General features: G+C 52.3%; 21 protein-coding genes. 7 read left to right on the plus strand and 14 right to left on the minus strand.

Annotation, left to right across the window (positions count from 1 at the left end; translation table 11 throughout):
- The first annotated feature begins 22 nt into the window (after positions 1-22).
- The gene (locus GK091_RS07280) at positions 23-1915 is read left to right on the plus strand and encodes an amidophosphoribosyltransferase (RefSeq protein WP_164035927.1); all 1893 of its coding nucleotides are present in this window, start codon (positions 23-25) and stop codon (positions 1913-1915) included.
- Positions 1916-2148: 233 nt separating this feature from the next.
- On the opposite strand, the gene GK091_RS07285 is transcribed toward GK091_RS07280, so the two are convergent.
- The 4 genes from GK091_RS07285 to GK091_RS07300 all read right to left on the minus strand — a co-directional run bounded on the left by GK091_RS07285 (position 2149) and on the right by GK091_RS07300 (position 6985).
- Positions 2149-2604 carry a DinB family protein gene (locus tag GK091_RS07285; protein WP_164035928.1) on the minus strand — a complete coding sequence of 152 codons (456 nt, stop codon included), beginning with the start codon at positions 2602-2604 and terminating at the stop codon, positions 2149-2151.
- On the minus strand, positions 2601-5600 hold the full coding sequence (locus tag GK091_RS07290) for a glycoside hydrolase family 3 N-terminal domain-containing protein (RefSeq protein WP_164040627.1): 3000 nt from the start codon (positions 5598-5600) through the stop codon (positions 2601-2603). Before GK091_RS07290 ends, GK091_RS07285 begins: the two co-directional genes overlap by 4 nt.
- Before the next feature lie 252 nt (positions 5601-5852).
- Positions 5853-6473, minus strand: coding sequence for a hypothetical protein (locus GK091_RS07295; RefSeq protein ID WP_164035929.1), 621 nt, complete (start codon positions 6471-6473; stop codon positions 5853-5855).
- Between the two features lie 68 nt (positions 6474-6541).
- Positions 6542-6985 carry a DMT family transporter gene (locus tag GK091_RS07300; protein WP_164035930.1) on the minus strand — a complete coding sequence of 148 codons (444 nt, stop codon included), beginning with the start codon at positions 6983-6985 and terminating at the stop codon, positions 6542-6544.
- Positions 6986-7074: 89 nt separating this feature from the next.
- Here GK091_RS07300 and GK091_RS07305 point away from each other — a divergent pair, with 89 nt between their 5' ends.
- Together GK091_RS07305 and GK091_RS07310 are read left to right on the plus strand one after the other, a co-directional pair.
- Positions 7075-8067 (plus strand): GRP family sugar transporter, encoded by a 993-nt coding sequence (locus GK091_RS07305; protein WP_164035931.1) that lies wholly within the window; start codon positions 7075-7077, stop codon positions 8065-8067.
- Between the two features lie 169 nt (positions 8068-8236).
- Positions 8237-8851: a porin family protein gene (locus GK091_RS07310; protein ID WP_164035932.1), complete on the plus strand. Its 615-nt coding sequence runs from the start codon at positions 8237-8239 to the stop codon at positions 8849-8851.
- A gap of 71 nt (positions 8852-8922) precedes the next feature.
- Here GK091_RS07310 and GK091_RS07315 read toward each other — a convergent pair whose 3' ends face one another.
- The 4 genes from GK091_RS07315 to rbsK all read right to left on the minus strand — a co-directional run bounded on the left by GK091_RS07315 (position 8923) and on the right by rbsK (position 14235).
- Positions 8923-10167: a cation:proton antiporter gene (locus GK091_RS07315; protein ID WP_164035933.1), complete on the minus strand. Its 1245-nt coding sequence runs from the start codon at positions 10165-10167 to the stop codon at positions 8923-8925.
- 161 nt (positions 10168-10328) lie between these two features.
- Positions 10329-11564: a hypothetical protein gene (locus GK091_RS07320; RefSeq protein ID WP_246202161.1), complete on the minus strand. Its 1236-nt coding sequence runs from the start codon at positions 11562-11564 to the stop codon at positions 10329-10331.
- 89 nt (positions 11565-11653) lie between these two features.
- Entirely contained in the window at positions 11654-13213 is a 1560-nt protein-coding gene (locus GK091_RS07325; protein ID WP_164035935.1) for an ADP-ribosylglycohydrolase family protein, read from the minus strand.
- 92 nt (positions 13214-13305) lie between these two features.
- On the minus strand, positions 13306-14235 hold the full coding sequence (rbsK, locus tag GK091_RS07330) for a ribokinase (RefSeq protein ID WP_164035936.1): 930 nt from the start codon (positions 14233-14235) through the stop codon (positions 13306-13308).
- A gap of 215 nt (positions 14236-14450) precedes the next feature.
- On the opposite strand from rbsK, the gene GK091_RS07335 reads away from it, so the two are divergent.
- The gene (locus GK091_RS07335) at positions 14451-15485 is read left to right on the plus strand and encodes a glycerophosphodiester phosphodiesterase (RefSeq protein WP_164035937.1); all 1035 of its coding nucleotides are present in this window, start codon (positions 14451-14453) and stop codon (positions 15483-15485) included.
- A gap of 122 nt (positions 15486-15607) precedes the next feature.
- Here GK091_RS07335 and GK091_RS07340 read toward each other — a convergent pair whose 3' ends face one another.
- The 4 genes from GK091_RS07340 to GK091_RS07355 all read right to left on the minus strand — a co-directional run bounded on the left by GK091_RS07340 (position 15608) and on the right by GK091_RS07355 (position 20373).
- Positions 15608-17113 (minus strand): tagaturonate reductase, encoded by a 1506-nt coding sequence (locus GK091_RS07340; protein ID WP_164035938.1) that lies wholly within the window; start codon positions 17111-17113, stop codon positions 15608-15610.
- Between the two features lie 84 nt (positions 17114-17197).
- The gene (locus tag GK091_RS07345) at positions 17198-17860 is read right to left on the minus strand and encodes a bifunctional 4-hydroxy-2-oxoglutarate aldolase/2-dehydro-3-deoxy-phosphogluconate aldolase (RefSeq protein ID WP_170312631.1); all 663 of its coding nucleotides are present in this window, start codon (positions 17858-17860) and stop codon (positions 17198-17200) included.
- Positions 17861-17958: 98 nt separating this feature from the next.
- Positions 17959-18951, minus strand: a complete 993-nt coding sequence (locus GK091_RS07350; RefSeq protein ID WP_164035939.1) for a sugar kinase — start codon at positions 18949-18951, stop codon at positions 17959-17961.
- Positions 18952-19017: 66 nt separating this feature from the next.
- Complete coding sequence (locus GK091_RS07355; RefSeq protein WP_170312632.1) at positions 19018-20373, minus strand: MFS transporter; 1356 nt, start codon at positions 20371-20373, stop codon at positions 19018-19020.
- 153 nt (positions 20374-20526) lie between these two features.
- Here GK091_RS07355 and uxuA point away from each other — a divergent pair, with 153 nt between their 5' ends.
- The 3 genes from uxuA to GK091_RS07370 all read left to right on the plus strand — a co-directional run bounded on the left by uxuA (position 20527) and on the right by GK091_RS07370 (position 24136).
- Complete coding sequence (gene uxuA, locus GK091_RS07360; RefSeq protein ID WP_164035941.1) at positions 20527-21705, plus strand: mannonate dehydratase; 1179 nt, start codon at positions 20527-20529, stop codon at positions 21703-21705.
- 56 nt (positions 21706-21761) lie between these two features.
- Positions 21762-23174: a glucuronate isomerase gene (gene uxaC / locus GK091_RS07365; RefSeq protein WP_164035942.1), complete on the plus strand. Its 1413-nt coding sequence runs from the start codon at positions 21762-21764 to the stop codon at positions 23172-23174.
- 107 nt (positions 23175-23281) lie between these two features.
- Complete coding sequence (locus GK091_RS07370) at positions 23282-24136, plus strand: alpha/beta fold hydrolase (protein WP_164035943.1); 855 nt, start codon at positions 23282-23284, stop codon at positions 24134-24136.
- 64 nt (positions 24137-24200) lie between these two features.
- Here GK091_RS07370 and GK091_RS07375 read toward each other — a convergent pair whose 3' ends face one another.
- Together GK091_RS07375 and GK091_RS07380 are read right to left on the minus strand one after the other, a co-directional pair.
- On the minus strand, positions 24201-25478 hold the full coding sequence (locus tag GK091_RS07375; protein ID WP_164035944.1) for a metal-dependent hydrolase family protein: 1278 nt from the start codon (positions 25476-25478) through the stop codon (positions 24201-24203).
- A gap of 84 nt (positions 25479-25562) precedes the next feature.
- Positions 25563-26021, minus strand: coding sequence for a hypothetical protein (locus GK091_RS07380; protein ID WP_164035945.1), 459 nt, complete (start codon positions 26019-26021; stop codon positions 25563-25565).
- Between the last annotated feature and the right edge of the window lie 34 nt (positions 26022-26055).

Consider the following 26055-nt stretch of genomic DNA (forward strand, 5'->3'; position numbering starts at 1 on the left):
AGCCGTCACAACGGTCCCTGTTATGAGCGACGCTATTAAACACGAGTGCGGAATTGCCCTTATTCGACTCCGCAAACCGTATCAGTATTACATTGATAAATACGGTACGGCCCTCTACGGCGCAAACAAACTTTACCTGCTGATGGAAAAGCAGGTCAACCGGGGCCAGGACGGGGCCGGTATCGCCAACATCAAAATCGACGTACCGCCTGGTCATCGCTATATCAGCCGGTATCGCTCGGTCGACCAGCGTCCGGTCACCGATATTTTCGAGAAGGTCAATAAAAAGTTCCGCAAGGCACTCAAAGGCAATCGGGACAAGGCAAAAGACGCCAAATGGCTCCAGGAAAATATCGCCTTCACGGGCGAGGTATGGATGGGCCACCTGCGTTACGGTACGCATGGCGCCAACGACATCGAAAACTGTCACCCCATGCTCCGCCAAAGTAACTGGCGCAGCCGGAACCTTGTGATGGCGGGTAATTTTAACATGACCAACGTCGATAGCCTGTTCGATAAGCTCGTTTCGCTTGGCCAGCACCCCAAAGACAAGGTTGACACCATCACCGTGATGGAAAAAATCGGCCACTTTCTGGACGAAGAAAACCAGCGCGTGTTTGACCGGTTCAAGGGTATCTACGAAAATCCGGATCTGTCCGATATCATTGAAGATAACCTGGATATGCAGCGCGTGCTGCACCGTTCATGCCGCGATTTCGACGGTGGGTATGCGATGGTTGGTATGACCGGTTTTGGTGCTTCGTTCGTTGCCCGTGATCCCGCTGGTATCCGCCCTGCTTACTATTACGCCGATGATGAAGTGATCGTTGTTGCGTCGGAGAAGCCCGCTATCAAAACGGCTTTCAACGCTGAATACAGCGAAATCAAAGAAGTTAAACCTGGTCACGCGCTCATCATCGATAAATACGGCGAGTATAACGAACTCCAGTTTGTGAAACCCGTCGAAAAGCGTTCGTGCAGTTTCGAGCGGATTTATTTCTCGCGCGCTACTGATCCCGATATTTACAACGAGCGTAAAACGTTAGGCAAGCTCCTCATTCCTCAGATTCTGAAGGAGATCGATTACGACCTCGAAAATACAGTCTTCTCCTATATTCCAAATACGGCTGAAACCGCCTTCTTCGGGATGGTCGAAGGACTGGAGGAGTACCTCTATAAGCAGCGTAAGAAAGCGATCATGGAGGGAATTCTGTTTGAGGAAGAGCTCGATAAAGTGCTTTCGTTCCGACCACGCGTTGAAAAGTTAGTGTCCAAAGACGTGAAAATGAGAACATTCATCGCGGATGATTCTCAGCGGGACGACATGGTTTCGCATGTATACGACACCACTTTTGAGGTGATCAAGAAGGGTAAAGATAATGTCGTTGTTGTCGATGATTCTATCGTACGCGGAACGACGCTCGAAAAGAGTATTCTGCGCATGCTCGACCGGCTTGGTCCCAAGAAAATAATAATCGTCTCGTCGGCTCCGCAGATTCGTTTCCCGGACTGCTACGGTATCGACATGTCGAAGTTCAAAGAATTTGTCGGTTTCCGGGCGGCTCTCGAATTGCTGCGCGAGCGTGGTCAGGAGTACATCGTGGACGAAGTGTACGCTCAAAGTGTGGCAGCCATCGAGTCCGGCAATGCATCACAGCAAAATTACGTGAAGGCAATTTTTGAACCCTTCACGCACGAAGAACTGTCACGCAAAGTGGCTCAGATCGTTACACCGGCGGATTTAAAGGCAGAAGTTGCGGTTGTGTATCAGACCGTCGAGAACCTGCACCGCGCTTGCCCGAACCACACTGGTGACTGGTATTTTACGGGTGATTACCCAACGCCGGGCGGTAACAACGTAGTAAACAAAGCATTCGTAAACTTTATGGAAGGCCGGTTAGTACGAGCCTACTAAGTTCTAAACAATACAAACGAAAAAAGAGACGTAGGACCTACGTCTCTTTTTTCGTTGAATTACAGAAATATACTCGACTGGATCATTTCTGAGTTGGAAAGGTATCTCCGTCGGCAGCCAGTAATAATCGTTCGTATCAAAACAGGGAATGGTTAGTCGAATGCTCAACGCATGCCGAATCGTGGTAACGCCCGAATTTGACGTGCTAAATAAGTGAACGCGAATGAGCTAGTTTAGCCTTCGCGTACCCAGACAATGAAGTCTGTTATGGGGGCTTCGGCTACCATCGGACGAATAAGCTGTACGACCTGCCCCCGGTGGTAAGCTGCGTGATGGCTCATGTGGGTTACGATGTCGATCAACGTGCTTTGAAAGGGCTGATCTTTAGATGTAACATAGTCGAAGGATTGAAGCAGTTCCGGCTCGGCCAGCGCATTGATGTAGTCAACTAGTTTCCGGTGTTGCCGCTCGGCGGTTTCCCCCATCCAGCTCACTGGAACGTCTTCCCAGATCGAAACGAACGTCGTTTCATTCGTCACGCGGCCAAACCAGACTTGCTGTGCCGACAGGATATGACCCATCACGGCCAGTGCCCGTGCGGGCGGATTGTCCAGGCGCTGAAGTGCTTCAATGACGCGCATGTTCGCCCACAATTCGTAATTCAGGAGATGGATAAGGTAGTTTTTCATCGAATACCGCGTTTCACTGCCTGATACAACGCTTCTGCAACGTTGGTACGTGTATTCAACTCGCTGATCCGGTTATTGTTCCGGGTTGGATAGACACGATTCGATAAGAACACGTAGGCCAGGTTCTGCGCCGGTTCAATCCAGATGAACGTTCCGGTGAAGCCCGAATGCCCAAAGCTGTCTTTTGTCGCCGAACGGGGTGCGTTGCCGGAGAATTTGAATGATGGTTTATCGAACCCGAGTCCGCGCCGGTTGCCCAGTTCAGGAAACTGATAGCGCGTAAATTCAGTCATGGTTTTGGCCGAAATGAACTGCTGACCGCCGTAGCTGCCCTTCTGCAAATACATCTCGACCAGCTTCATCAGGTCGTTTGAGTTACCGAATAAGCCCGCATGACCCGATAGCCCGTCGAGCATAGCGGCTCCTTCGTCGTGGACCCGTCCCCAGATGAGCGTTTTGCGGAACAGCGAATCGTATTCTGTCGGTGCAATGCGATTGAGGGGATAAAACTTCCGGGGATGGTATACGAGCGTTGTCGCGCCCAGCGGGCGGTAGAAGTTAGTTTTTAAGTAATCCTCGAAGTTGGTTTTCGTAATGTATTTTACAACCTGCGGATAAAGAATGAACGACAAATCCGAATAGACATATTCTTTCTTTTCGTTGAGTGGTGAGTCTTTGATCTGCTGATAAATGGTTTTAGGATACCGTTTGAATTCGTACAGACTATCGGTGATTTCGATCGGATAGCGCCCTGATTCTTCATTGTCGAACGTTTTTGGTTTCCAGGAGCCGTCTTCGTTTTTGGTATCTTTCCAGAAGGCAATCCACGCTTTTAACCGGGCCTGGTGGGTCAGCACGTCGCGCCAGTGCAAATCGGCTTTGTTCGATTTTTTAAGCCACGGCAGATAATCGACCATTTTGCCGTCCAGATTGAACTTGCCTTCGTCGACCAGCTTCATCAGCGCGGGCGTCGATGTGCTCACTTTCGTGACCGACGCCATATCGAAGAGGTCATCCAGTTGGGTTGGTCTGGGTTCCGCGCCTAGCGACGCATCATACGTATGCGTACCGTAGGCTTTGTGAAAAATCACTTTACCATCTTTAGCCATCTGTACGACGCAACCCGGAAATGCTTTCTGCGTTAGACCCACATTGACGAGCGAATCGACCTGCTGGGTCAAGAAACGGCTGTCTATACCGACTTCTTCAGGAATGGTGTACTTCAATCGGCCAATCGGCTTGATGCTTATGCCGTCGCCCAACCGGAAACGCTGGTTGACGGTGACCGGTAATTTCCCGGAAGCACCGATGGCACCAAAGATCAATTGGGCCGAGAGTTCTTCCGTATAGTTTGTCAACTGATAAGGCATCACAATGGCCCGCGCTTGTTCGATGTTGCGGTTCACCTGCGCCGTGTCGGATGGGAACGTCAGCTTATCGAGTACATACACGTTGCCGAACACCGTAACAACCGCTTTGCCCGTAGCAACCAGCTCGCTCAGTAAACCTGCCGTTTTAGCCTGAAGGCCATATTTAACTCCTGGTCGGATGTTGTTCAGATGCACATCGACCAGAATCAGGTTGTAGTTCTTGAGCGAATCCCGAACCGTAGCCAGCGTTGAATCCGGCGTTTTGGATGTGATATTGAAATGATCGACTTGGGTGTAATTAGCCGCCATTTTCTGAAAAGCAGTCGGCTTATCGCTTTCCAGGGCTACCGACGCAATCCGTAACGTATCCAGCCGTTGCAGGGGTAACAGATTATCTGTATTTTTCAAGACAGTGAGGCTCGCTTCGGTCAGTTGCCGGTTGAGTAGCTCATCGCTAACCGGATTGAGATCACGTACCAGGTTGTCGAGGGCGATAGGTTTATATTGATTGAGTCCAACCCACGCTTTTGCACGCAGCACCTTCAAACAACGGGCGTCCAGCGACTCCTGCGTAATGCGCCCGTCGACAATCGCCTGTTTGATCTGCGCCATCGCTGCCGGAACGTCTTCCGTAAATTCGAGCACATCCATCCCAGCTTCTAAACCGAGTTCATCGGCCTTACCGGACGGAAAAAATTTCGTGACACCCTTCATGTTCATCGCATCCGAAAAGATCAGCCCCTGAAACCCAAGCTCGTTCTTCAACAGATTCGTGACAATGGCCGGTGACAGCGTTGACGGACGGTTGCGGGTTGTATCCAGTGAGGGAATGCTGAGGTGAGCGATCATCACCCCCGCAGCACCGGCGTTGATCAGCTGCCGGAACGGATAGAGTTCCAGCGAGTCGAGCTGGGCGCGGCTTTTAGTGATCAGGGGCAGGTCATAGTGCGAATCTGTACCGGTATCGCCGTGGCCGGGAAAGTGCTTAATGCTGGTTAACAGGTTATTGTCCTGCATGCCGCGCACATACGCGAGGGCTTTACGCGCAACGGCATATTTGTCTTCACCGAAGGAGCGAAAATTGATGACCGGATTATTCGGGTTATTGTTAACATCGATCGATGGGGCAAAATTAACGTGAACGCCCAGTCGTTTAGCCTGACGGGCCAGATTCGCGCCCATTTTATAGATCAGCGAATCGTTCCCCTGCATGGCACCAAGCGTCATCTGATAAGGGTAACGGACGGTGCTGTCCAGCCGCATAGCCAGTCCCCACTCGGCGTCCATCGCAATCAGAAGGGGCACGGTCGATATGGCCTGCAACCGATTGGTGAGCTTTGCCTGACGGATCGGTCCGCCCTGAAACATGACTACGCCACCCAGTTTATGGATACGCACCAGATTGACGAGTGAATCTTCGTAGGCTGGTTTGCGGTTCGAGTAACCCGCCACCATGATCAACTGACCGATTCGTTCGTCGGGCGTCAGCGAAGCAAAAACGGAGTCGGCCCAGCGGTTTTGACTTGCATTAAGTTGAAGAAACGAAGGGGTTACTGACTGAGAGAAAGACGTTACGCTAAAAACTACGCTGATGAAGACACTAAGCAGAAGCCGACAATAAGGCATGAGCGAATAAATTGGGTCGTGAAAGGTCAAAATTACAAAAAAAGGCTGCTACAACACGACCGGAGAACCTTGTCTTAGGGTATGGCTTGGGCCAATCGAGCAATTAACTAGGTACAGGTATGGATTCTGAAAGCAAAACGGCGAAGCCAGCGTTCGTTAGTAGACATATGGCCATTTATCCAGCGGTTGTTTCAACCCGGATTTGTCACGCTTCGGAACAGTACGTTGTCAGGTTAACAGTGGTGTAGTCGGTCAACTCGGTCGTCTCCGGGCGGTACTCTGGCTGGCATCATCGCCAGGCGCGACAAATATTTTTTTGTCGGTAATGAGCGGACGGTGTTCCTCCAGAAACGCTTTGAACTGACGTATCTCCTCCAACTGCCGGTCGATAGGATGAGTCAATGTGTAACTCTCCACGTAGACGTCGCTAAAGTCCGTAATAACATATTCCATCAGCTTAATTCCCTTACGCTTAAGGGCATGGAGATACAGATTCTGATGGTTGTGAACAAACCGACCCGGTTGATACGAAGCCGTCGTTTTCAAATCGACGGCTTTGAAGGTACCAATCAGATCGACATAGCCATAGAACAGCACATCGTCGATCTGCCATTGGCAGTAGACCTGGGTGTCAACAATGGGACGGGGGAGTAGTTTCCGGACTTTTTTGAGAATATCGGGGTTAAATCGTTCTTCGTCAGTGCCTTTTATGACCGCTTCTTCGAATGAGGTTCCCCGCTCCTGAGCCGCTGTGGTCGGTGTCGGTACGCGATTGACCGAATCGATCAGGTCTTGTGCCGAGAAGTTACTACCGCTCATATAGCGAGAGAATACGTTTAGCAAAGAGGGGTAAAAGCGATAATTGATGTCCATCGTTCTTGGTTTAAACGGACCAGTTAGCCATGCCATCAGTCCTGTTCTATGAACCAAAAACGATCGGCTTAGTTTCTGACGACCAGTAATACACCGCCCATGATCAGCACCAGTCCGAGGAGTCGCCAGCCATTGGCGGGGTGGAGCGCAAAGCCCAGTAAGCCATAATGGTCCAGCAGAACAGCGGCCAGCAGTTGCCCGGCTACACTCAGACTAACGAGGTTTGCCGTTCCGATTTTGGGGGCGCTAACAATAACCGTGATCATGTAAACCGCTCCCATCGCACCGCCCATCCACTTCCACCAGCTTACCTGCTTAATGGTGTCAAGCGGAGGCACGGAGCCGCCTGCGGCCAGCAGGAGGGTAACGAGCACGATGAAGCCGGAACCAAACGAAATGGCCGCTGCCAGAATGGGATTGCCCATTGCCTGCCGCAAATTGGCATTGACACCCGCCTGAACGGTAATGGCTAAACCGACCAGAAAGGCAAAGAGAACATAGATGTAATTCATGACCATAAAGGTAGGCAATAGGCCATTGCGGCTTTGTCTATAAGGCTATTTTTATGGAAACGGCCTCATCCTAAACCCCCTTCCTGGCTATGTTTATCATCACGCATTACCCGCTGGCGGTAGTCGTCTGCTTTCTGACGATGCTTTGCTGGGGCTCGTGGGCCAACACGCAGAAGCTGGCCACGCAATCCGTTCCAACTACCATTTTTTACCGGGACTACACTTACGGGATTCTTTTTCTGAGTGTATTGCTGGCCTTTACGCTCGGGAGTGTTGGCTCGTCGGGCCGGTCGTTTCTGGCCGATCTTGCGCAGGCAGACAAACAAAATCTGCTGTATGCGCTGGTCGGCGGATTTGTGTTCAATATTGCTAATATCCTCATCGTCATCGGGATCGAACTGGCGGGCCTGTCGGTGGCCATGCCCATTGGGATTGGTTTAGCCCTGATCCTGGGAGTGATTGTCAACTATATTCTGTCGCCGGTCGGTAACGTTGGACTGCTGTCTGGTGGCGTATTGGCCATTTTTCTGGCCGTTGTATTCAGCGCGCTGGCCTACCGGGCAAAAAGCACTACTGATCAATCGGTTAGCACACGCGGGTTGGTCATCTCGCTGATAGGCGGTTTTCTGATGAGCTTCTTTTTCTATTTCGTGGCCCGGGCAATGGCTACCGATTTTGCCCGTCCAGCATCGGGTCTGTTGACACCGTATACTGCGCTGGTTTTGTTCGGGCTTGGTGTCGTTGTCAGCACGCCTTTGTTTCTGCCCCTGTTGCGTCGCTTTACCAGTAAAGCGACCGATAGGACCGTACGCTATGGCGATGTCAGTGGCCGTAACCACGGTATTGGGATGCTGGGGGGCATGGTCTGGTGTTTGGGCATGGCGTCGAGCTTGCTAGCGTCGGGCGAAGCGGGCTACGCCATCAGCTACGGGCTAGGGCAGGGCGCGACCATCATCGCCGTTTTTTGGGGTATCTTCATTTGGCACGAGTTCCGGGGTGCACCGGCAACATCCAGCCGTTACCTGACCTTGATGAGCGTATGTTACGTGTTGGGTTTGGTGTTGATTATTGCGGCTAAGTAAGCGTTTCGTCAATAAAAATAAAGGTATGGGCGGGGAGGGCTGCAACGGACGAGCCCAGTTGCGGGTAACGGTTAATGGGCGTCGTCTTGTTACGGGTTACTCAGGCTGAAAACAAGTCCGTGGACACGACAGGGCGGCTATCGTTAATCAATAGCAAACACCTTTCTCTATGCGTAAGCCGCTATTTCTCGCGTTCTTGCTGATTTCTTCTGTTGCCGTTGCCCAACGTTTCGATCCGTTTAAACTAAATGCGTCTGTGGGGTACGCGTCCCCGGCTGATCGGTCGGGCAATAAAGACGGTAGTAAACCCGGATTTGTCTACAGTCTGGAGCCGCAGTTTGGCCTTACCCGCCATTTCGACATCGGTATTCGGTTCGAACAGGCGTTCATTCAACGTCCTGAAGTGTTGGGTAACCTGATTTATTTCGATTCACAGGCAAAATCGATTATGTCCGGCGCACTGACACTTAACTACGTAGTGGGCAGGAGCGTGGCATTTCGCCCCTACGTCGGTGCTGGAATTGGCCTGTACCGGGCTGCGGGGAGCGAACAACAAGTGATGGGCGCTGCGAACACCACGCTTTTTTACACCTTACCCGTTACGAACAAAATGGCTGGTCTGTTCCGAGTCGGCATTAAATTCTGGCAGTTTAATGTCGAAGCGGCTTACAATCGAATCGACGATACAACCGTCACGAACGAATTTACCAACGCAAAGCTGATTGGAAAAAACGAGTATTTCAGCCTGAAAGCAGGCTATACATTAGGCGGCAAACTGCACTAACAAAAAAGTGTCATGACCTTGAACGTAGGGTCGCGACGCTTTTGCTATTAATTGGGGGCAGCGATACCTAGTTAAGATCCCTGTTTTCGGGCAACCGAACTTACCACCCTATTGAGTGTAAGTCCCTGACCAACGATCGAAAAAATGACGATGCTGTAGCAACAGGCGAGGATCAGCTCACGGTAGGGCGAATCCGGTAGTGAAAGAGCCAGGGCTACGGATATGCCGCCCCGTAAACCAGCCCAGGTGAGAATGCGCAGACTGCCGGGATTGAGTCGCGATAGTTGAAATTGCATCAGATAAGGCAACAGAATACTCAGGCTACGGGCCACAATCGCCAGCACAACCGTTGCTAAACCAATGAGCAGGTAATTATTGAGGAAAGGCAGCACCACAATTTGCAAGCCGATCATGACAAAGAGGATGGTATTGAGAATTTCGTCCATCAGGTGCCAGAACCGATCCAGGTAAAACTTGGGCGTGTCGGGCTTATCGGAACCCGTTAATCGGCTGCCTAGCAGCAAACCAGCCGCCACTTCGGCCAAGGGAACCGATACGTGCAGCGCGTTGGCCGCCACCGACAACATCATGACCATGGCCAGCGACAGGAGCACGACGGTGTGAAAATCATCCGAAACCTTGATGAGCCGGTACGCAATAAAGCCCATTAGCAGGCCCAGCGCGATGCCACCGAATACTTCCTGCGCAAACAGCTTAAGGGCGTCAATGAGAAAGAAATCGACATTCGGATCGGCCACTTCCTGCAAGGAAATGAACAGAACAAGTCCGACACCATCGTTGAACAGCGACTCGCCGGTGATGATCGTTTCCAGCCTACGCGGAATCGGCGACTGTTTGAGTACCGCGCCAACCGCTACCGGATCGGTTGGTGAAATGAGCGCCCCGAACAGAAAGCAGTATACCATTGGAACCGGGAAGCCAAACGTCCTGGTGAGGTAAAAGAACCCAAGACCAAACAGCGCGGTGGAGATAAGGACGCCCACGGTACTTAAAATGATAACCGGACGAAACTGCTCCCGCAGATCATCGAGGTCAAAATGCAGGGCTGCGGCAAACAGTAAAAAGCCCAGCATGACATCGAGCAATGTTTTCGAAAAGTCGATCTGCTCCGTAATGTCAATCAGCGTTCTGGCGAAGCCCGACGAAACGCTGCCAACAATCAGGATCAAAACGATAAGAACCAGCGTCAGCACAACAACCCCAATCGTTCCGGGAAGCCGAACGAAACGAGCGTTTACATACGAAAGCAACGCGCTGATTCCAACAAGGGCACTGGCAGCCGTGAAAATATCCATAGAGCGAAGTAGGTACTAACTGGCTGACTACGTTGGTATTATCGGTAGTCAGCGTCAGGTTGAATGAGAATATACGTCAAAAGTAGCTAGCAACCTAACTGCTCACGGGCGCGAGGTGTTTTCAGCTTGTCAGGCATCAGGGCTTGTTAAGTCCACCGCATTCACTGATTATGGCGCAATAACAGGAACATTTCGGCGGCATGGCGGGCGTAGGGAAATGCCAGCTTACGCTTAACAAACTCTTTGTCCAGCACGGTTAGGCCGGGGTAATGGGCATCGCTGGCGTTCCTCTCCCAACTGAGCGGATAATCGATGGTGCCGAGCCTGCCGCGTTTCTCATGGTAGAAGTGATCGTCAGCCCAAACCCGATAGGGACTGTCGAGGCTGGTCTGTTCGTCGACGTTCGTTCTGGCGACATGCTCATTCGTGTAGTCGAACCAGAACTGCGACGAGTAGCTATCGTATTGCTTCGGAATGGTATAGGGATCCGGTAGTCCCAGCGATTTCAACCCGTACTTCAGCCACTTCGTCTGAAAAACCGGGTGGTCAGCGCCATCCGTTTTCCCGAGAATATAATCATCCTTCCGAAAGCGGGCCACCGAATCGAGCACTACCTGAACAACGGGATGCGTTCTGTTGGCTGCCAACGAAACCAGAAAAAGCACCTGGCCAAGATTGTCGGCTTCGGCAATGGTATCGCTGGCAGGATCAGCTGGATTGCGGAGCGCCATGATCCAGTTATGAATCAGTTGTAAGTTTCCGGTTTCGCGCAGCACCATTGCCATCAGTGCCGCATCGCGGTATCGGGGATTCTGATAGACCAGAACGCTTGGAACAGGTCGCCCGATCCCGTCGGAACCGGTCACGACATTGATCAATACTTCGTGGTGTAATACCCGTAACACAAGCCCAAACGTGTTGTCCGCAAACCGGGGTAGCTGTAAGGGACTTTTCGTATGGTCCAGCCGCTTCGGTTTGGGCAATCGGTCCGGATTTCGGGCAGACGCTGGTAGCGTTTGCAAGAGCCATACGCCCGTTTCATCTTCCCGGATCTGGATCGTGGCGCCAGTGTCTAGCGTTAGATGAACCAGGTATTCCGATGGTACGATAATCTCACTCTTGACCGCCCATTGTTCTTCAATATGGCCCGTCAATGCATTGATCAGGCGTCCGTTGCGGTAAATGTATTTTGCACGGTTTCCCATCCCGAACAAAAAAAATTTCAGATCGGGTAGCTCGGCCTGGTTCGTGTGTTCCTGCCGGAGTCGTAGCAGCGTGCTTCTATACACTTGCAAAGCCGCTTCCGGGTTAGGGTAGAGGGTAGGTGGCGGTACGGATTGCGCCCACACGGCGAACAAGGGCGTCAGCAGAAAAAAAACGAGTAGTGCGTGTTTCATGAACATAGACTATGAAACAAAAAAGCGCGACTACCAGCGTTGCGCTTTTATCGGTTACCGGATAACGTTAACCGATGGGTATTGCCGTGTCACAGCTTCGATTTTACCGGCTGATCGCTGTAGACGAGCAGGTCTGACAAATAGACAAGGTGCTCAGGATCAGGATTGAGTAACTTAATACGGATGGTGTGTCTGCCTTTGGGTAACTGGTATTTCCAGAACAGATCGTACCGCCGATGTGTAAAGTCGGTGGGGAGTTGTACGGTTTCGATTTTCTTCTCGTCAACGTAGAGTTCAGCATTGGCGATAAACGACCGTTCATCCGTTGAGGTAGTCCGGCTTTTGGGTTTTGCTTCGCCCCTGATAACAAAGCCAATACCATCAAATTCAGTGCTGTATTCAGTATCCAGATTCTTGCGGACAGGGAGTACCCGTACTGGATAATGACCCGTAAATGCTTGCTCCAGCCGAACCGCCTTGGGTGTCTGCACGGCAATCGTTACCTGATCACCTGCAATGGTACCCCCGTTGCGGGTAATGACCTGAAGGGCGTGTTTCATCCCCATCGCATAGACATCGTTCAGCGACATGTTCGTGTATTTGAAATCGATATCTTCTGCTTCGGCTAACCCCTGCTTCCAGTAAGCCGGAATGGCATCGTAGCCGAGCATGGTGCCAAGAATACCACCCGCTGAAGCCGGATTGCAATCGGAATCCTGTCCGGCGCGGGTACTGATTTCCATCGTTTTGGTGAAGTCACCGCCCCCATACAGCAGCCCCAGGACGATGTAAGCCGCGTTGATCTTTGCATCGATATCCAACGGGTGAAACACACCTTCTGGGCAACCGACCTCGTCCGACCATTTCTTTTGAATCTCGAACCAGTTGCGCTTCCAGTCACCGGGATACTGCGCGTGCCACTTGATAACATCAGCGATACACTGGTGAAACGTGCTCTGGGCCGGAATCGTTTTCAGGGCTTCGCTGACGATGTAGTTGATGTCGCTGGAGACAAACGCCAGCGAATACATCGCGCCTACGTAAGCACCACCGTACCAACCGTCGCCGTAGTTCATGATATGACCAATCGGGTCGCCGATCTGAACAGCGGTATTCGGCATACCGGGAGCCATCAACCCCGAAAAGTCAGCTTCGATCTGAAAATCAATGTCATCGGCGTGCGGATTGTTGAGCCAGTGCCCTGATTCAGGGGCTTTTAGGCCGTGCAGAATGTTGTAGCGCCCCGCCTGGTTCGCGTGCCAGAGCCCATAACCCGCCGTTGCGTAGGCGTTGGCGTGTTCATCGACCGACGCATCGAGCCCCTTTTTCTCGAATACATCAACGAAGGTCAGATCCATGTAAATGTCATCGTAGAGGCCCGGATTGTTGAGCATCGTGTGCTTCATGTACCCGTCATACCACGGAATCGGCTGGTAGTCGTTCAGCATGGTGCCGTTGTATTGAAACTCGGTTGGCCCACCGAACGTACAACCAATGAGTTGACCAGCCCAGCCGCCTTTGATCTTATTCTGGATCGCCTGTTTCGTCATCGTTTTTTGTGCCGTTGGCGAAGGCTTATCAGGCTGATTGAACGGATTGACCGCCATCAGTACCGCTAGAATACACTCGATTACCAGTAGTTTTTTCATCAGTCAATAGTGAATAGGGAGTAGAAACGTGATGCCGACTAAGAACAGAAAAACGGTGATGAGCCGAATGGTCAGAACCGGAATCGGATAGGTTACGAATCCAGTTCGTGTCGGTACGGTGCCGACGCCTGAGCGCCCATGCGCGTGACCGAAACCGAGGCCGCCCGGCAGGCGAAAGCTACCGCGTCGGATAATGATTTTCCTTCCGACAGGGCTACCGTGAGGGCGCCATTGAAGCAATCGCCGGCGGCTGTTGTGTCGACGGCTTTGACGGGCGGGACCTCAACGATCTGGCCCTGCTGGTCGGCGGTATACAGATAAGCTCCTTTAGAGCCAAGCGTGATCACGATGTTCGAAACGCCCATTTCGTGCAATTTTTTAGCCGCCTGTTCGGCCGTGGTCAGGTCGGTGACCCGAATACCGGTCAGCAGTTCAGCCTCCGTTTCATTTGGCGTAATCAGGAATAAATGCGGGAATAGATCCGCTGGTAGCGGTTGAGTGGGGGCCGGGGCCGGATTAAGAACGACCCGAAAACCGCGTTGAGCTGCTTCCCGGATCACGTAGTCGACCGTTGGCAAGGGGATTTCCAGTTGTAACAGCACCAGCGCATCGGGTTCCGGAGCATCCAGGGCGGCTTCGGTCTCGGCTGGTTGTAAGTTGGCGTTAGAGCCGGGAGCAACGGTGATGCAGTTTTCGCCGGATGCATCGACATTGATCAGCGCCACACCCGATGGATTGTCCATATCGGTCAGGATATAGGTCGTATTGATGCCCTCGCTGTTGAACCCGCTGAGCGCCTGCTGGCCGAAAATATCGTTGCCAATTTTTGCTACGAAGGTAACCGTTCCACCGGCTGATGGCTGCAACAACCGGGCCGCAGCAACGGCCTGATTGGCTCCTTTCCCGCCGGGGTTCATCAGAAATGAGCCGCCCATGACAGTTTCGCCGGGTGCGGGTAGTTTTTCGGCTTTCACGACCATATCGGTGTTGGAGCTACCGACGACCAGGATCTGACTTGGCATTGTTCGAACGGTTAAGGGACAGGTGCAAATTTATCTGGTAAAAAGTATAGTGCAAGTTTAATCCGGTATCAAGTTGAGCGGTCTGCCGGTTTGCATTACGGTTTTGTTATGCGATGGCTACAAATGATAATCTAATCTTTTACTGGGTGGGGGCATTAAGAACCTGCGTACTGCTTCTTTTGTGGTTGAATCTGATTACCAATTTTAGCTACGTTATGGTCAACCTCCGCGTTCCTCTTCTCAACTTACTACTTGCCCTCAGTTTGAGTTATTCGTCTGCTACGGCTCAGGCCAATCTGTCCCTCTCGAATTATACATTCTCGCCCACAAAAACCACCATTGGCACAGTACGCGTATCAGGTACTGTAAGTCAGCTTAAGTTGAAGGGTAACAACGCGGATTTGTTTACATTGGACAAAGCGAACCAGCTAATCATCAAGCCCAAAGCTGCCAAAGCTTCTCTGCCTTGGTATGATCTGATCGTTGAAGGAACGAACGCAACGGGCTCGGTGCGCGATACGTTTCGAATCGTTAACGATGACTTTATCCGGAATCAGGTGATCGCGCACCGGGGTGCCTGGAAAGGGACGGGGACGAGCGAAAACTCGATCGCGTCCTTACAGCAGGCCATTAAACTGGGGTGTATGGGAAGCGAGTTCGACGTGCATATGTCGGCTGATTCGGTCTTGTTCGTTAACCACGACGCGGCTATTCAGGGACTACCCATTGAAAAAACAGTATCGGCTGAACTGGCTAAAGTCAAACTCAGCAATGGTGAGTCACTGCCAACCCTGGAAGCGTATCTGACTGAAGGGATGAAGCAGAACCGCACGCGGTTGATCCTGGAGATTAAAACATCGACGATGGGCAAAGAGCGGTCAATGGCCCTGACCGAACGGGTTGTCAACACCGTACATCGCCTGAAGGCGCAAGCCTGGGTCGACTACATCGCGTTCGATTATGATGTCTGCAAGAAAGTGAAGGCGCTGGATCCGGATGCTAAAGTAGCTTATTTATATGGCGATAAATCACCTGAGCAACTGGCCGCTGATCACTTGTATGGTCTGGATTACCATTTCAGCATACTGCGAAAAAATGAAGCCTGGATCAACGACGCCCAGCAACGCAAGCTAACGGTCAACGTCTGGACGGTCAATGAAAAAGAAACGCTCCAGTGGTTTCTGGAGCGTCACGCTGACTTCATCACGACCAACGAGCCCGAATTGTTATTGACCCTGATCGCCAAATAACGTAGAGACGCATTACTATGCGTCTCATGACCGGACGGTTTTGCTGACGCATAGCAGTTACTGACGCGAATGAGACGCAAGGGATTGCCGCACCGGCGGTGATGCGGCATTCCGACCGGTCTCTACGAAACGGCTTTATCAAGTACTGGTTCAACTCCGGATTTCAGGAACGCGTTGAGATAATCCGCTACGGCTTCGGCAAAACCGGGGAGCGCTGTGAGGTCCGTTTCCCAGAGCGTTTTATCTGACAGGACGCTTTTTACAAAGGCTGAAACGGTGGACGGACTTTTCTCTTTCACTGTTTTCCAGTCGCCGTAAAAATACCCGGCTCGTTCGTCGCGGATGGGGTAGGTTACTATACCACCTCCAACGGCAATCTCGCCGTAAAACTGGCCACCTTCCTGACGAACAGCCTTCATGAACAGCAGATAAGCCGCAAAGCCAAGAGCCATGAGTTTCGGAACCGCGTGGAACTGGTCGTAGTAACGCTGGATGGTCGCTACGTTACGCGCCTGCATTTTTGCCGTCTCCTGGAGAGAAATGTTCAGCAACAGGTGGTCTAGGTAGGGGTTTCGGAAGCGGTCCAGTACATCGCGTGCGAACTGAGCCACATCGGCTTTGTCCATGCCCGGAATGCCATAATCGGGTACGGTCGGCACAATTTCGTTAAGCATCAGCGATTCCACGAACCGACTCATCGATGGATGTTTCATCTCGTCGGCTACCGTTTCCAGACCAAGTAGATAACCCAACGGCATCGTCAATGTATGGGTGCCGTTCAGTACCCGAAGTTTGCGCTCTTTGTAGAAATTAATGTCTTCATCGATAATAACTTGCGGAGTAGAACCATCCGCAAACGTCAGCATTTCCCGAACGCGATCATCGCCCTCAATCGCCCACAGATGATACGGTTCCGTGAACGTAAGCAGGTCATCATCATACCCAAGCTCCTGTTGAATTTCCTGTTTGGCCTCGTCTGTTGGGCGCGTTACGATGCGGTCAACCAGTGAGTTGCAGAAACGAACGTGGAATTTGAGCCACTTCGTAAAGAGCTTACCCAGTTCATTGAACTTCGCCAGTTTCTCGACGGCTTCGCGTAGTTTGAGGCCGTTGTCGGTGACCAGTTCGGTTGGGATCACCACCATACCTTTGGCTTTCGAGCCGCCAACGCTACGGAAGCGTTCGTACAAAAAAGCGGTCAGCTTAGCCGGAAACGACTGGGGCGGGTGCTGAAAAATACTTTCTTCGACGTAATTCAGCCCTACTTCGGTCGTGTTGGAAATGATGATCTGCAACTTAGGGTTTCGGGCCAGCATCAGCACCTCGTTCCATTGGGTCGGCGCGGCCAGCACCCGGCTAACGGCCGAAACAACGGTTGTCTCCGCCACATTTTCTCCCTGCTGAACCCCCCGAACAGCTACCGTGTATAAGTTATCCTGATCGGAGAATTCGCTGGTCTGACTATCGGTCGATTTGACAACGACAATTGATCCGTTGAATCGACCCTCGTCGTTGGCTTTCTGCACCAGATAATCGGGCAGACCACGCAGCAGCACGCCCGTGCCAAACTGTAATATCTTTTCTGGAAAAACAGGGGCGGGGTGCGTCGAACGGTTGAGTTTTGACATAGTTGGGTGGGTAGCAGTTTCCGCTGCAGTCATCTGGGTAATTCGTTATCGATTGCGTAAAAATGAATAGGCGTGGCAGGTTCGTCACAATCCGGCAATAATACGCACTACATCGCTAACTGTGGTTTCTATTTTATCAAACGCACGATCAGCCAATACGGTTTTCGGAAAAAGTTGAGAACCCATCCCAACGGCCACCGCACCGGCACCGAACCACTTCGATAAACTCTCCTGATTAGGTTCTACTCCGCCGGTTACCATAGCCGTGGCAAACGGAAGCGGACCACTCAAACTCTTGATAAAGTTCGGACCCAGTACTTCCCCCGGAAACACCTTCACAATTTCAACGCCCCACTCATGAGCCGTTGTGATTTCGGTGAGGGTTGCACAGCCGGGCATGTAGGCTACTTTCCGGCGGTTACAGAGTCGGGCGATTTCTTCACTGAACGTTGGCCCAACAATAAAATCGGCACCAAGCTGAAGGTAAAGGGCAGCCGTTGGCGCATCTAAAACAGTGCCTGCGCCGAGCGCCAGTCCGGGAAACTCGCTCGAACAGATGCGGCTGAGGTTGGCAAATCGTTCATGGGCAAAGTCGCCCCGGTTCGTAAACTCGAAGGCGCGCACACCCGCCCGGTAGCAGGCAGACAGCACACCTAGACAAATCTCATCGTCGGGATGATAAAATACGGGGACCAGCGGCACTTGGCGAATGGTTTGATAAAGCGTTAATCGGGGAATACGGGCCATTACGTTATTGGTGGTTTATACAATGGTTATTGGCTTGTGAATTAAAATAGACGCCAGAAAAGTCTGCGACTTATCTCAATACAACCAATCGATCCGGTTTATCGTCTCAATTTGCCGGAGCTGTCACCAGCTTCCAGCGTTTCTATTTCGGTTACGGTGGCCAGATTGACATCACCGGCAATGGTGTGTTTCAATGCCGACGCAGCCGCCCCAAATTCAACCGCCCGTTGTGGGTTCTTAAAGGTAAGTAAGCCATAGATCAGGCCGGCCATGTAGGCGTCGCCCGTACCGATCCGGTCGACGATGGGCTGCACATCGTACACTCTGGATTTATGAACCATATCGCCGTCGAACAATTTGGCCGATAGCTGATTATGGGATGCGCTCAGTGAATTTCGTTTGGTATCAGTTATGTATCGAATCGTTGGAAACCGACGCATCATGGCCATTCCTGATTCGATAAATGTGCTGCCCACAACGCCATACAGCTCCGAAAAGAGTGATTTGTTGCCCAGAACGAGGGTACAGCCTTCCGTAAGCGCGGGCATGATCTCCTGCGGTGTCCGGCCATACTGCCACAAATTGCTGCGGTACACAATATCCGCCGATACGGGAACGCCCAGCCGATTAGCCGTTTGAATACCTGCCAACAAACAGTCGGCGGCTCCCTGCGAAAGCGCCGGTGTGATGCCCGTCCAGTGAAACCAGTCGGCACCCGTCAGGATCGATTCCCAGTCCACGTCGGTGGGGGTGATCCGCGAGAAGGCCGAATCGACACGGTCGTAGATGATCTGACTGGCCCGGCTTCCGGCACCTGTTTCGAGAAAATATAAGCCTAATCGACCGGCACCGTAGCGAACATGCTGCGTACCAACACCATACTGGCGCAGATAGCCGGTTGCCGACCGACCCAGTGCATGATCGGGAAAGCGGGTGACGTGGGCGGTTTCCAGACCCAGCTGCGCCAGCGAGACGGCTACATTGGCTTCAGTACCGCCAAAATGCATGGCCAACGTATCGGTTTGTACAAACCGCTCAACCCCCGGTGGACTGAGCCGGAGCATAACTTCGCCGAAAGTGATGACTTTCATGAATAGGATCGTGGAATAAATGAGAGAATGCAAGTTACGGGCATCCTGCGAAAAATAGCGTAGTATTTATTTGGTGCTCAACACGCCCCAATTGCTGATTTTTTCTAATTCTTCAGCTTTGACGGGTTCAAGGCGGGGTAAAATCAAGTGTATCAGGACCAGCGCAATCAGATACGTACAACTGGCAATAACGAACATCGGTAGGTACCCGAACGCGGTGATGATCCGCCCCGATAGTAACGCCAGCAGGATGCCGCCCACCGCTCCGAACATACCCCCAATGCCCGTAACTGACGCGACAACATTGCGGGGAAACAGGTCTGAGGCAAACGTGTACATATTGGCGGCCCACCCCTGGTGCGCGGCTGCAGCCAGCGAGATTAGGGCTATGGCAACCGTTAAGCTGTTGGTCTGGGCGGCAAATACGATGGGAACAACGCACAGTGCGCAAATCAGCATCGTCGTTTTACGGGCGCGGTTGGCCGACCAGCCCAGGCTCATAAACTGGGTACCGAGCCAGCCGAAAAAAACGCTTCCCGCATCGGAAACGACGTAGATGATCAGGAAGGGAACGCCAAAGCCTTTCAGATCGAGCTTCTGGTCCAGCGCGTCGTTGGAGTTGAAAAAGTCGGGCAACCACGTCATGTAGAACCACCAGATCGGATCGGCCATAAACTTGCCCACGGCAAACGCCCACGTCTGTTTGTAACCCAATAACTGGCCCCAGGACGGTTTTACCTGCACGCGCTTTTCGTCGTCACGCCGGATGTAGGCCAGTTCGGTAGCCGATAGTTTTTTGTTGCGTTCGGGTTTACTGTACGTGAACCACCACAACACGAACAGCCCGAATCCAAGCAAACCCGTTGCCAGAAACGAACTGCGCCAGCCGAGCTTCAAAATAAGGGGAGGAATGACCAATGCGGTCAGAATGATGCCTACGTTCGTACCGGCGTTGAATAGACCATTGGCAAAGGAGCGTTCGCGACGGGGAAACCATTCCGATATGGTTTTGACCGCAGAAGGAAAAATGGCCGATTCGCCGAAGCCCAAGATAGCGCGTGTCCACCGCAGGCCTGCCATGCTTTGCACGAAGGTGGTGAGCGTAGCCGCAATGCTCCAGATAATGATTCCCAGCGCAAAACCACGTCTGGTTCCAATCCGGTCAATCAACCAGCCAATCAACAGAAAACCAATGGCATACGCAAATTTGAAAGCCGCATCGACATCACTGTACAAGATCTTGAACCGATCGATCGCTTCCTTAGTGAGCTCTTTGTCAACTGGCAAATCGAGCATTTCTTTCCTGAACACCTCATCGGTCATCGTGAAGGAAAGTACCTGCCGGTCGATGTAATTGATCGTTGTTGCCAGAAACAAAAGCGCGACGATTCGCCAGCGATAACGACCAGATGTGGTAAGCATTTGCAAAACAAGTGGTGACTAGTTAGGGAGAAAAGCAGCGGACTGCGCTTTTTTACCTAAAATTAGTTGGTAAGTCGGGAGCCGCGCGTCAACATACAGTTGATGAGGGTTATACTTACCGGCGTATTGACGGAACAACTGACTGACTGTAAAATGCTTGAACAAACCTGGCGATGGTTTGGGTCGAATGACCCGGTGTCGCTCAACGATGTACGACAGGCCGGTGCGACGGGTATCGTAACGGCCCTGCACCACATTCCCAACGGCGATGTGTGGCCAACGGACGAAATTAAAAGCCGGAAACTTCACATCGAACAGACCGGACTAACCTGGTCGGTGGTCGAAAGTATTCCCGTTCACGAGGGCATCAAAACCCGCTCGGGCGACTTTCTGCGCTACATCGAAAATTACAAGGAGTCGATCGTCAATCTGGCCGAGGCTGGTATCGATACAGTCTGTTATAATTTTATGCCCGTCCTCGACTGGACGCGTACCGACCTCGATTACCCTATGCCCGATGGCTCCACGGGGCTTCGGTTCGATGCAACTGAATTTGCCGCGTTTGAACTCTATATCTTGCAGCGTCCGGGGGCGGAATACCTGTATAACGACGAACAAAAACAGCGTGCCCGGACAAAGCTGGACGTCATGACCGATGCGCAGGTCAAGCGACTGACCCGCACAATCATTGCCGGATTGCCCGGTTCCGAAGAGAGCTATACCGTTGAGCGGTTCCGCGATGCGCTGGATGCCTACAAAGACATCAGTGACCGCGAGCTTCGCCAGAATCTGTATGCGTTCCTGCGGGAGATTGTGCCGGTTGCCGAGTCGGTTGGCATACGGCTGGCGATCCACCCCGATGATCCACCGTATCCAATTCTGGGTCTGCCTCGCGTTGTCAGTACCGAAGCCGACGCACGGGCATTGCTGGCTGCGGCCAGTTCACCCGCTAATGGCCTTTGTTTTTGTACGGGTTCCTACGGTGTTCGACCCGATAACGATCTTGTGGGCATGGCTGAGCGATTGGGGCCAAGCATTCACTTTATTCATTTGCGCAGCACCGAACGGAGTACCGATGGAAGTTTTCAGGAAGCGAACCATCTCGAAGGCGATGTGCCCATGGCGGGCGTTATGCGGGCGTTATTGAACGAACAGGCCCGACGCCAAGAAGAAGGACGAGCCGATTTTCGGATGCCGTTACGGCCCGATCATGGGCACCGGATGCTCGATGATTTAACGTCGGGTAAGCGTACCAATCCGGGTTATACCGCCATAGGCCGGTTGCGCGGGCTGGCGGAGCTACGGGGCCTGATGGTAGGTTTGACGAGTTAACGAAAAAAATAAGTATAAATGCTGGGAGATACTGGCCAGTTTTTGCTTTTACTACTATGAATTCACTCCTGCTCTCACCAGCGTTCCTGTCCGACGACTTTCTGCTTCAGACCGAAACCGCCCGGCGGCTCTATCACGACTACGCCCGGCCAATGCCGATCATCGACTACCATTGCCACCTGCCGCCGGATCAGATTGCCGATAACAAACGCTTCGACAACATGACGCAGCTCTGGCTCTACGGTGATCATTACAAATGGCGGGCTATGCGGACACACGGCGTCAACGAACGGTACTGCACGGGTGACGCGAGTGATTGGGAGAAATTCGAAAAATGGGCGGAGACGGTTCCCTACACGGTTCGGAATCCGCTGTATCACTGGTCGCACCTGGAACTCAAAAATCCATTTGGGGTGACTGATGTGCTGAGTCCGGCTACGGCACGTTCGGTCTACGAGTCCTGTAATGAGCAATTGCCCGGTCTGTCGACGCGCACCCTGTTGCAGCATTTCGATGTTCGGGTCGTCTGCACCACGGATGATCCAACGGATTCGCTTGACCATCACTTAACCATCGCTACGGATGGCTTTGCTACAAAGGTTTTACCAACATTCCGGCCCGATAAGGCCATGGCCGTCGATGATCCGGCTACGTTTCGAGCTTACGTGCAAAAAGTAGGGGCGGTGACCAACCGTGACATTCGTACGCTGGCGGAATACCTGGATGCGCTGAAAGCCCGGCACGATTACTTCGCCGAAATGGGTTGCCGTTTGTCGGATCATGGTCTGGAAATGATCTATGCCGAGCCTTACACGGATGGTGAAGTACAGTTCATATTCGATCACCTGATGCGGGGAACGGCCGTAGAGCCGGTCAATATTCTCAAATTCAAGTCGTTCATGCTCGTGCAGTTTGCCGAGTGGGACCACGAAAAAGGCTGGACCCAGCAATTTCACCTGGGTGCTCTTCGGAATAATAACATTCGCCGACTTCGTGATCTGGGGCCTGATACGGGCTGGGACAGCATCGGCGATTTCCCGCAGGCTGTCGCTTTATCCCGTTTTCTGGGTGGGCTGGACGATCGCAATCAACTAGCGAAAACCATTCTGTATAACCTGAATCCGGCTGATAACGAAGTGATTGCGACCATGATCGGTAACTTCAACGATGGCTCGGTACGGGGTAAGGTGCAGTTTGGGTCGGGCTGGTGGTTTCTGGATCAGAAAGATGGCATGGAAAAGCAGATCAACACGCTGTCGAATATGGGGCTGTTGAGCGCCTTCGTGGGTATGCTGACCGATTCGCGGAGTTTCGTATCGTATAGCCGACACGAGTATTTCCGGCGGATTCTCTGCAATCTCTTTGGCAATGACATCGAAAATGGCGAATTGCCTAATGACATCGACTGGATGGGCCAGATCATACAGGACATCTGCTATCGGAACGCCGAACGGTATTTCGGCTTCTAATTGACTACCTGGCTGTTGCTCCGATAAATGGGTAAGCGGCTGAGTAAGCTAATTGACCGCTGATGGGCGCAAACAATTACCTTACTCAGCCGCTTACCCGTTTGTCTATGACCTCAACTGTAAAGCACACCTTTGTTGACACGAACGGCATCCAGCTACATGTCGTTCAGGCGGGTCCGGTCAGCGGCCCGCTTGTGATTCTATTGCACGGCTTTCCTGAGTTCTGGTATGGCTGGCGGCACCAGATCGACGATTTGGTGAATGCCGGTTTTTGCGTTTGGGTGCCCGATCAGCGAGGCTACAACCTCAGCGATAAACCCAAAGGCGTTGGCTCGTACGCAATCGACACACTAGCCGCTGATGTCGTTGGGCTTATCGAAGCCGCAGGTCGGCAAAAAGCGATCCTTGTCGGCCATGACTGGGGGGCTGCCGTTGCCTGGTGGACCGCCGTTGTTTACCCCGAACGGATTGGGCGACTCGTCACCTTGAACGTACCGCATCCGGTCGTCATGAGCAAGTTCGTCCGTAAAAACCCAGGACAGATATTACGAAGCTGGTACATCGGTTTCTTCCAGCTGCCCTGGCTTCCCGAACGACTGATGCGCTTCGGCGATTGGTCTGCCCTGACACGAACCCTGCGAACCAGCAGTCGACCGGGCACGTTCACTACCGACGAGTTAAGCCACTACAAAGCGGCCTGGTCGCAGCCCGGTGCCTTCAGGGCTATGGTGAATTGGTATCGCGCGTCCCTACGATTTCCGGGATCGCGACGGCCCAGTGTTCGCGTCACCGTTCCAACGCTGCTGATCTGGGGTGTTCAGGATCGCTTTTTGAAGCGTGAAATGGCTCCGCTCAGCATCGATCTTTGCGACAATGGGCGTGTCGTCTACCTCGAACAGGCCACACACTGGGTACAACACGAAGAACATGAATGGGTAAACAAACTGATCAGAGGGGGTTGAGAAAGGTTGAGTGTCACTCCCTTTCTCAACCCCCTCTGATCAAGTACACGACTATCCGGCTGTTTTACTGCTTATAAACTTTCCCGTCTTTCATAACGAACTGGACGGTTTGCAGGGTTTTGATGTTCTGTAGCGGATTATCGGCCACCGCAATGATGTCGGCCATTTTTCCGGTTTCGATGGAGCCGATTTGCGTGTCCATACCCAACAACTTCGCGTTGGTCATCAGCGCGGCTTTGACGGCTTCCACGGCAGGCATACCCGCTTCGACCATATACTCGAACTCTTTTGCATTGTAGCCGTGAATATAAACCCCGGCATCGGTCCCGAAGGCGATTTTCACACCCGCTTTGTAGGCTTTGGCAAACGTAGCCTGAATTTTTGGACCGATCGCCAGTGCTTTTGGCGTAACCAGGGGCGGGTAATAGCCAAAGTGACGGGCCGAGTCAGCCGCCGTTTTACCCGCAATGATCGTTGGAACGTAGTGCGTGCCGTATTTTTTGAATAGCTCGATCGCTTCATCGTCCATTAGGGTGCCGTGCTCAATCGTCTGAACACCCGCCCGGATAGCGCGTTTCATGCCTTCTGCCCCGTGCGCATGGGCGGCTACGGCAAAGCCGTAATCTTTGGCCGCATCGACAACCGCTTTCACTTCTTCCTCCGTAAACTGGGCACCCGAACCGTCTTTCGCATTACTCAATACACCGCCGGTAGCTGTAATTTTAATCAGGTCAGAGCCGTCTTTGTAGCGTTGGCGAACAGCTTTCCGTGCATCTTCGGGACCGTTGATAACCCCTTCAATTGGGCCCGGATCACCCATCAGATCTTTCCGATACCCATTGGTTGGGTCCGCGTGTCCGCCCGTTGTGGCGATTGATTTTCCAACTGTCAGCACGCGGGGACCTTCTACCAATCCGGCATTGATCGCATTGCGGAGCGATACGTTTACCCCCGAACCGCCAAGGTCACGAACGGTGGTGAAGCCCGCCAATAGGGTCGTTTTTGCGTATTGAGCTGCCTGATAGGCAACGTCAGGCGCGTTTTTGGTAAAGCCGTCGATAGCTCCACCCCGGCGCGTCTGACTTTCGAGGTGAACGTGCATGTCGATCAGGCCGGGCAGTACGGTTTTGGCCTTCAGATCGACCACGGCATCCTTTCCTGCTGGCGCTGTGTACCCTTTCTGAACCGCCGTAATTTTATTCCCTTCAACGACAATTGTCATTTGCGGCTGTAGCGAATTGCCGACACCATCGAAGAGGTTGCCACAGTGAATAAGGGTGCGTTGGGCAAAGAGAGGAGCCGCCAGCAGGGACAGACCTGCCAGTATGTATAGTTTTTTCATAAAAGATTGTTGGTTGGGTACAAAAAAAGGCCACAACGAGTCGTTGCAGCCTTAATGATACGAAATTTGCTGATATAGCCTACTTTATTCAATCGGCGAAACCTGAACGATAACTTCCGATGAACGTTCGGGGTTGGACCGATCACTGTAATGCCCATTCCGCAAAATGACCTTGTATCGTTGTCCACTAAAATCAACGCCAGCTGAGTCCGTAAATACCTGCGAACCATTTGGCCTGCGCGTGTAGTTTGGAATCCAGGCAAACAAACGTACCGACTGGCTTTGCGACGCTTTCGACAGGCGTAACACAACACCGGCACTGTTCGGGGCGAAACAATTAGCGTTATCTGGGCAAATAGATACAGTGACCGAATCCGCCCGGACGGCTAAGCCAGTTGACGTTTGTACGGAACTTCCAGTCTTCAGTGCCAAGTAATCCGCGGGTAGTTCTTCCTGTGGTGTTGTTTCCGAAGAACGACAAGCTGAAAAAGAGGCTGCTCCAGCGATGAGTATACCCGTAAGCAGCTTTGTGAAATCGACCATAATGCCTTCTTTTTTTTACGAAGACACCTGCGCC

The organism is Spirosoma agri, assembly GCF_010747415.1.
In the GTDB taxonomy this organism is placed as follows: domain Bacteria; phylum Bacteroidota; class Bacteroidia; order Cytophagales; family Spirosomataceae; genus Spirosoma; species Spirosoma agri.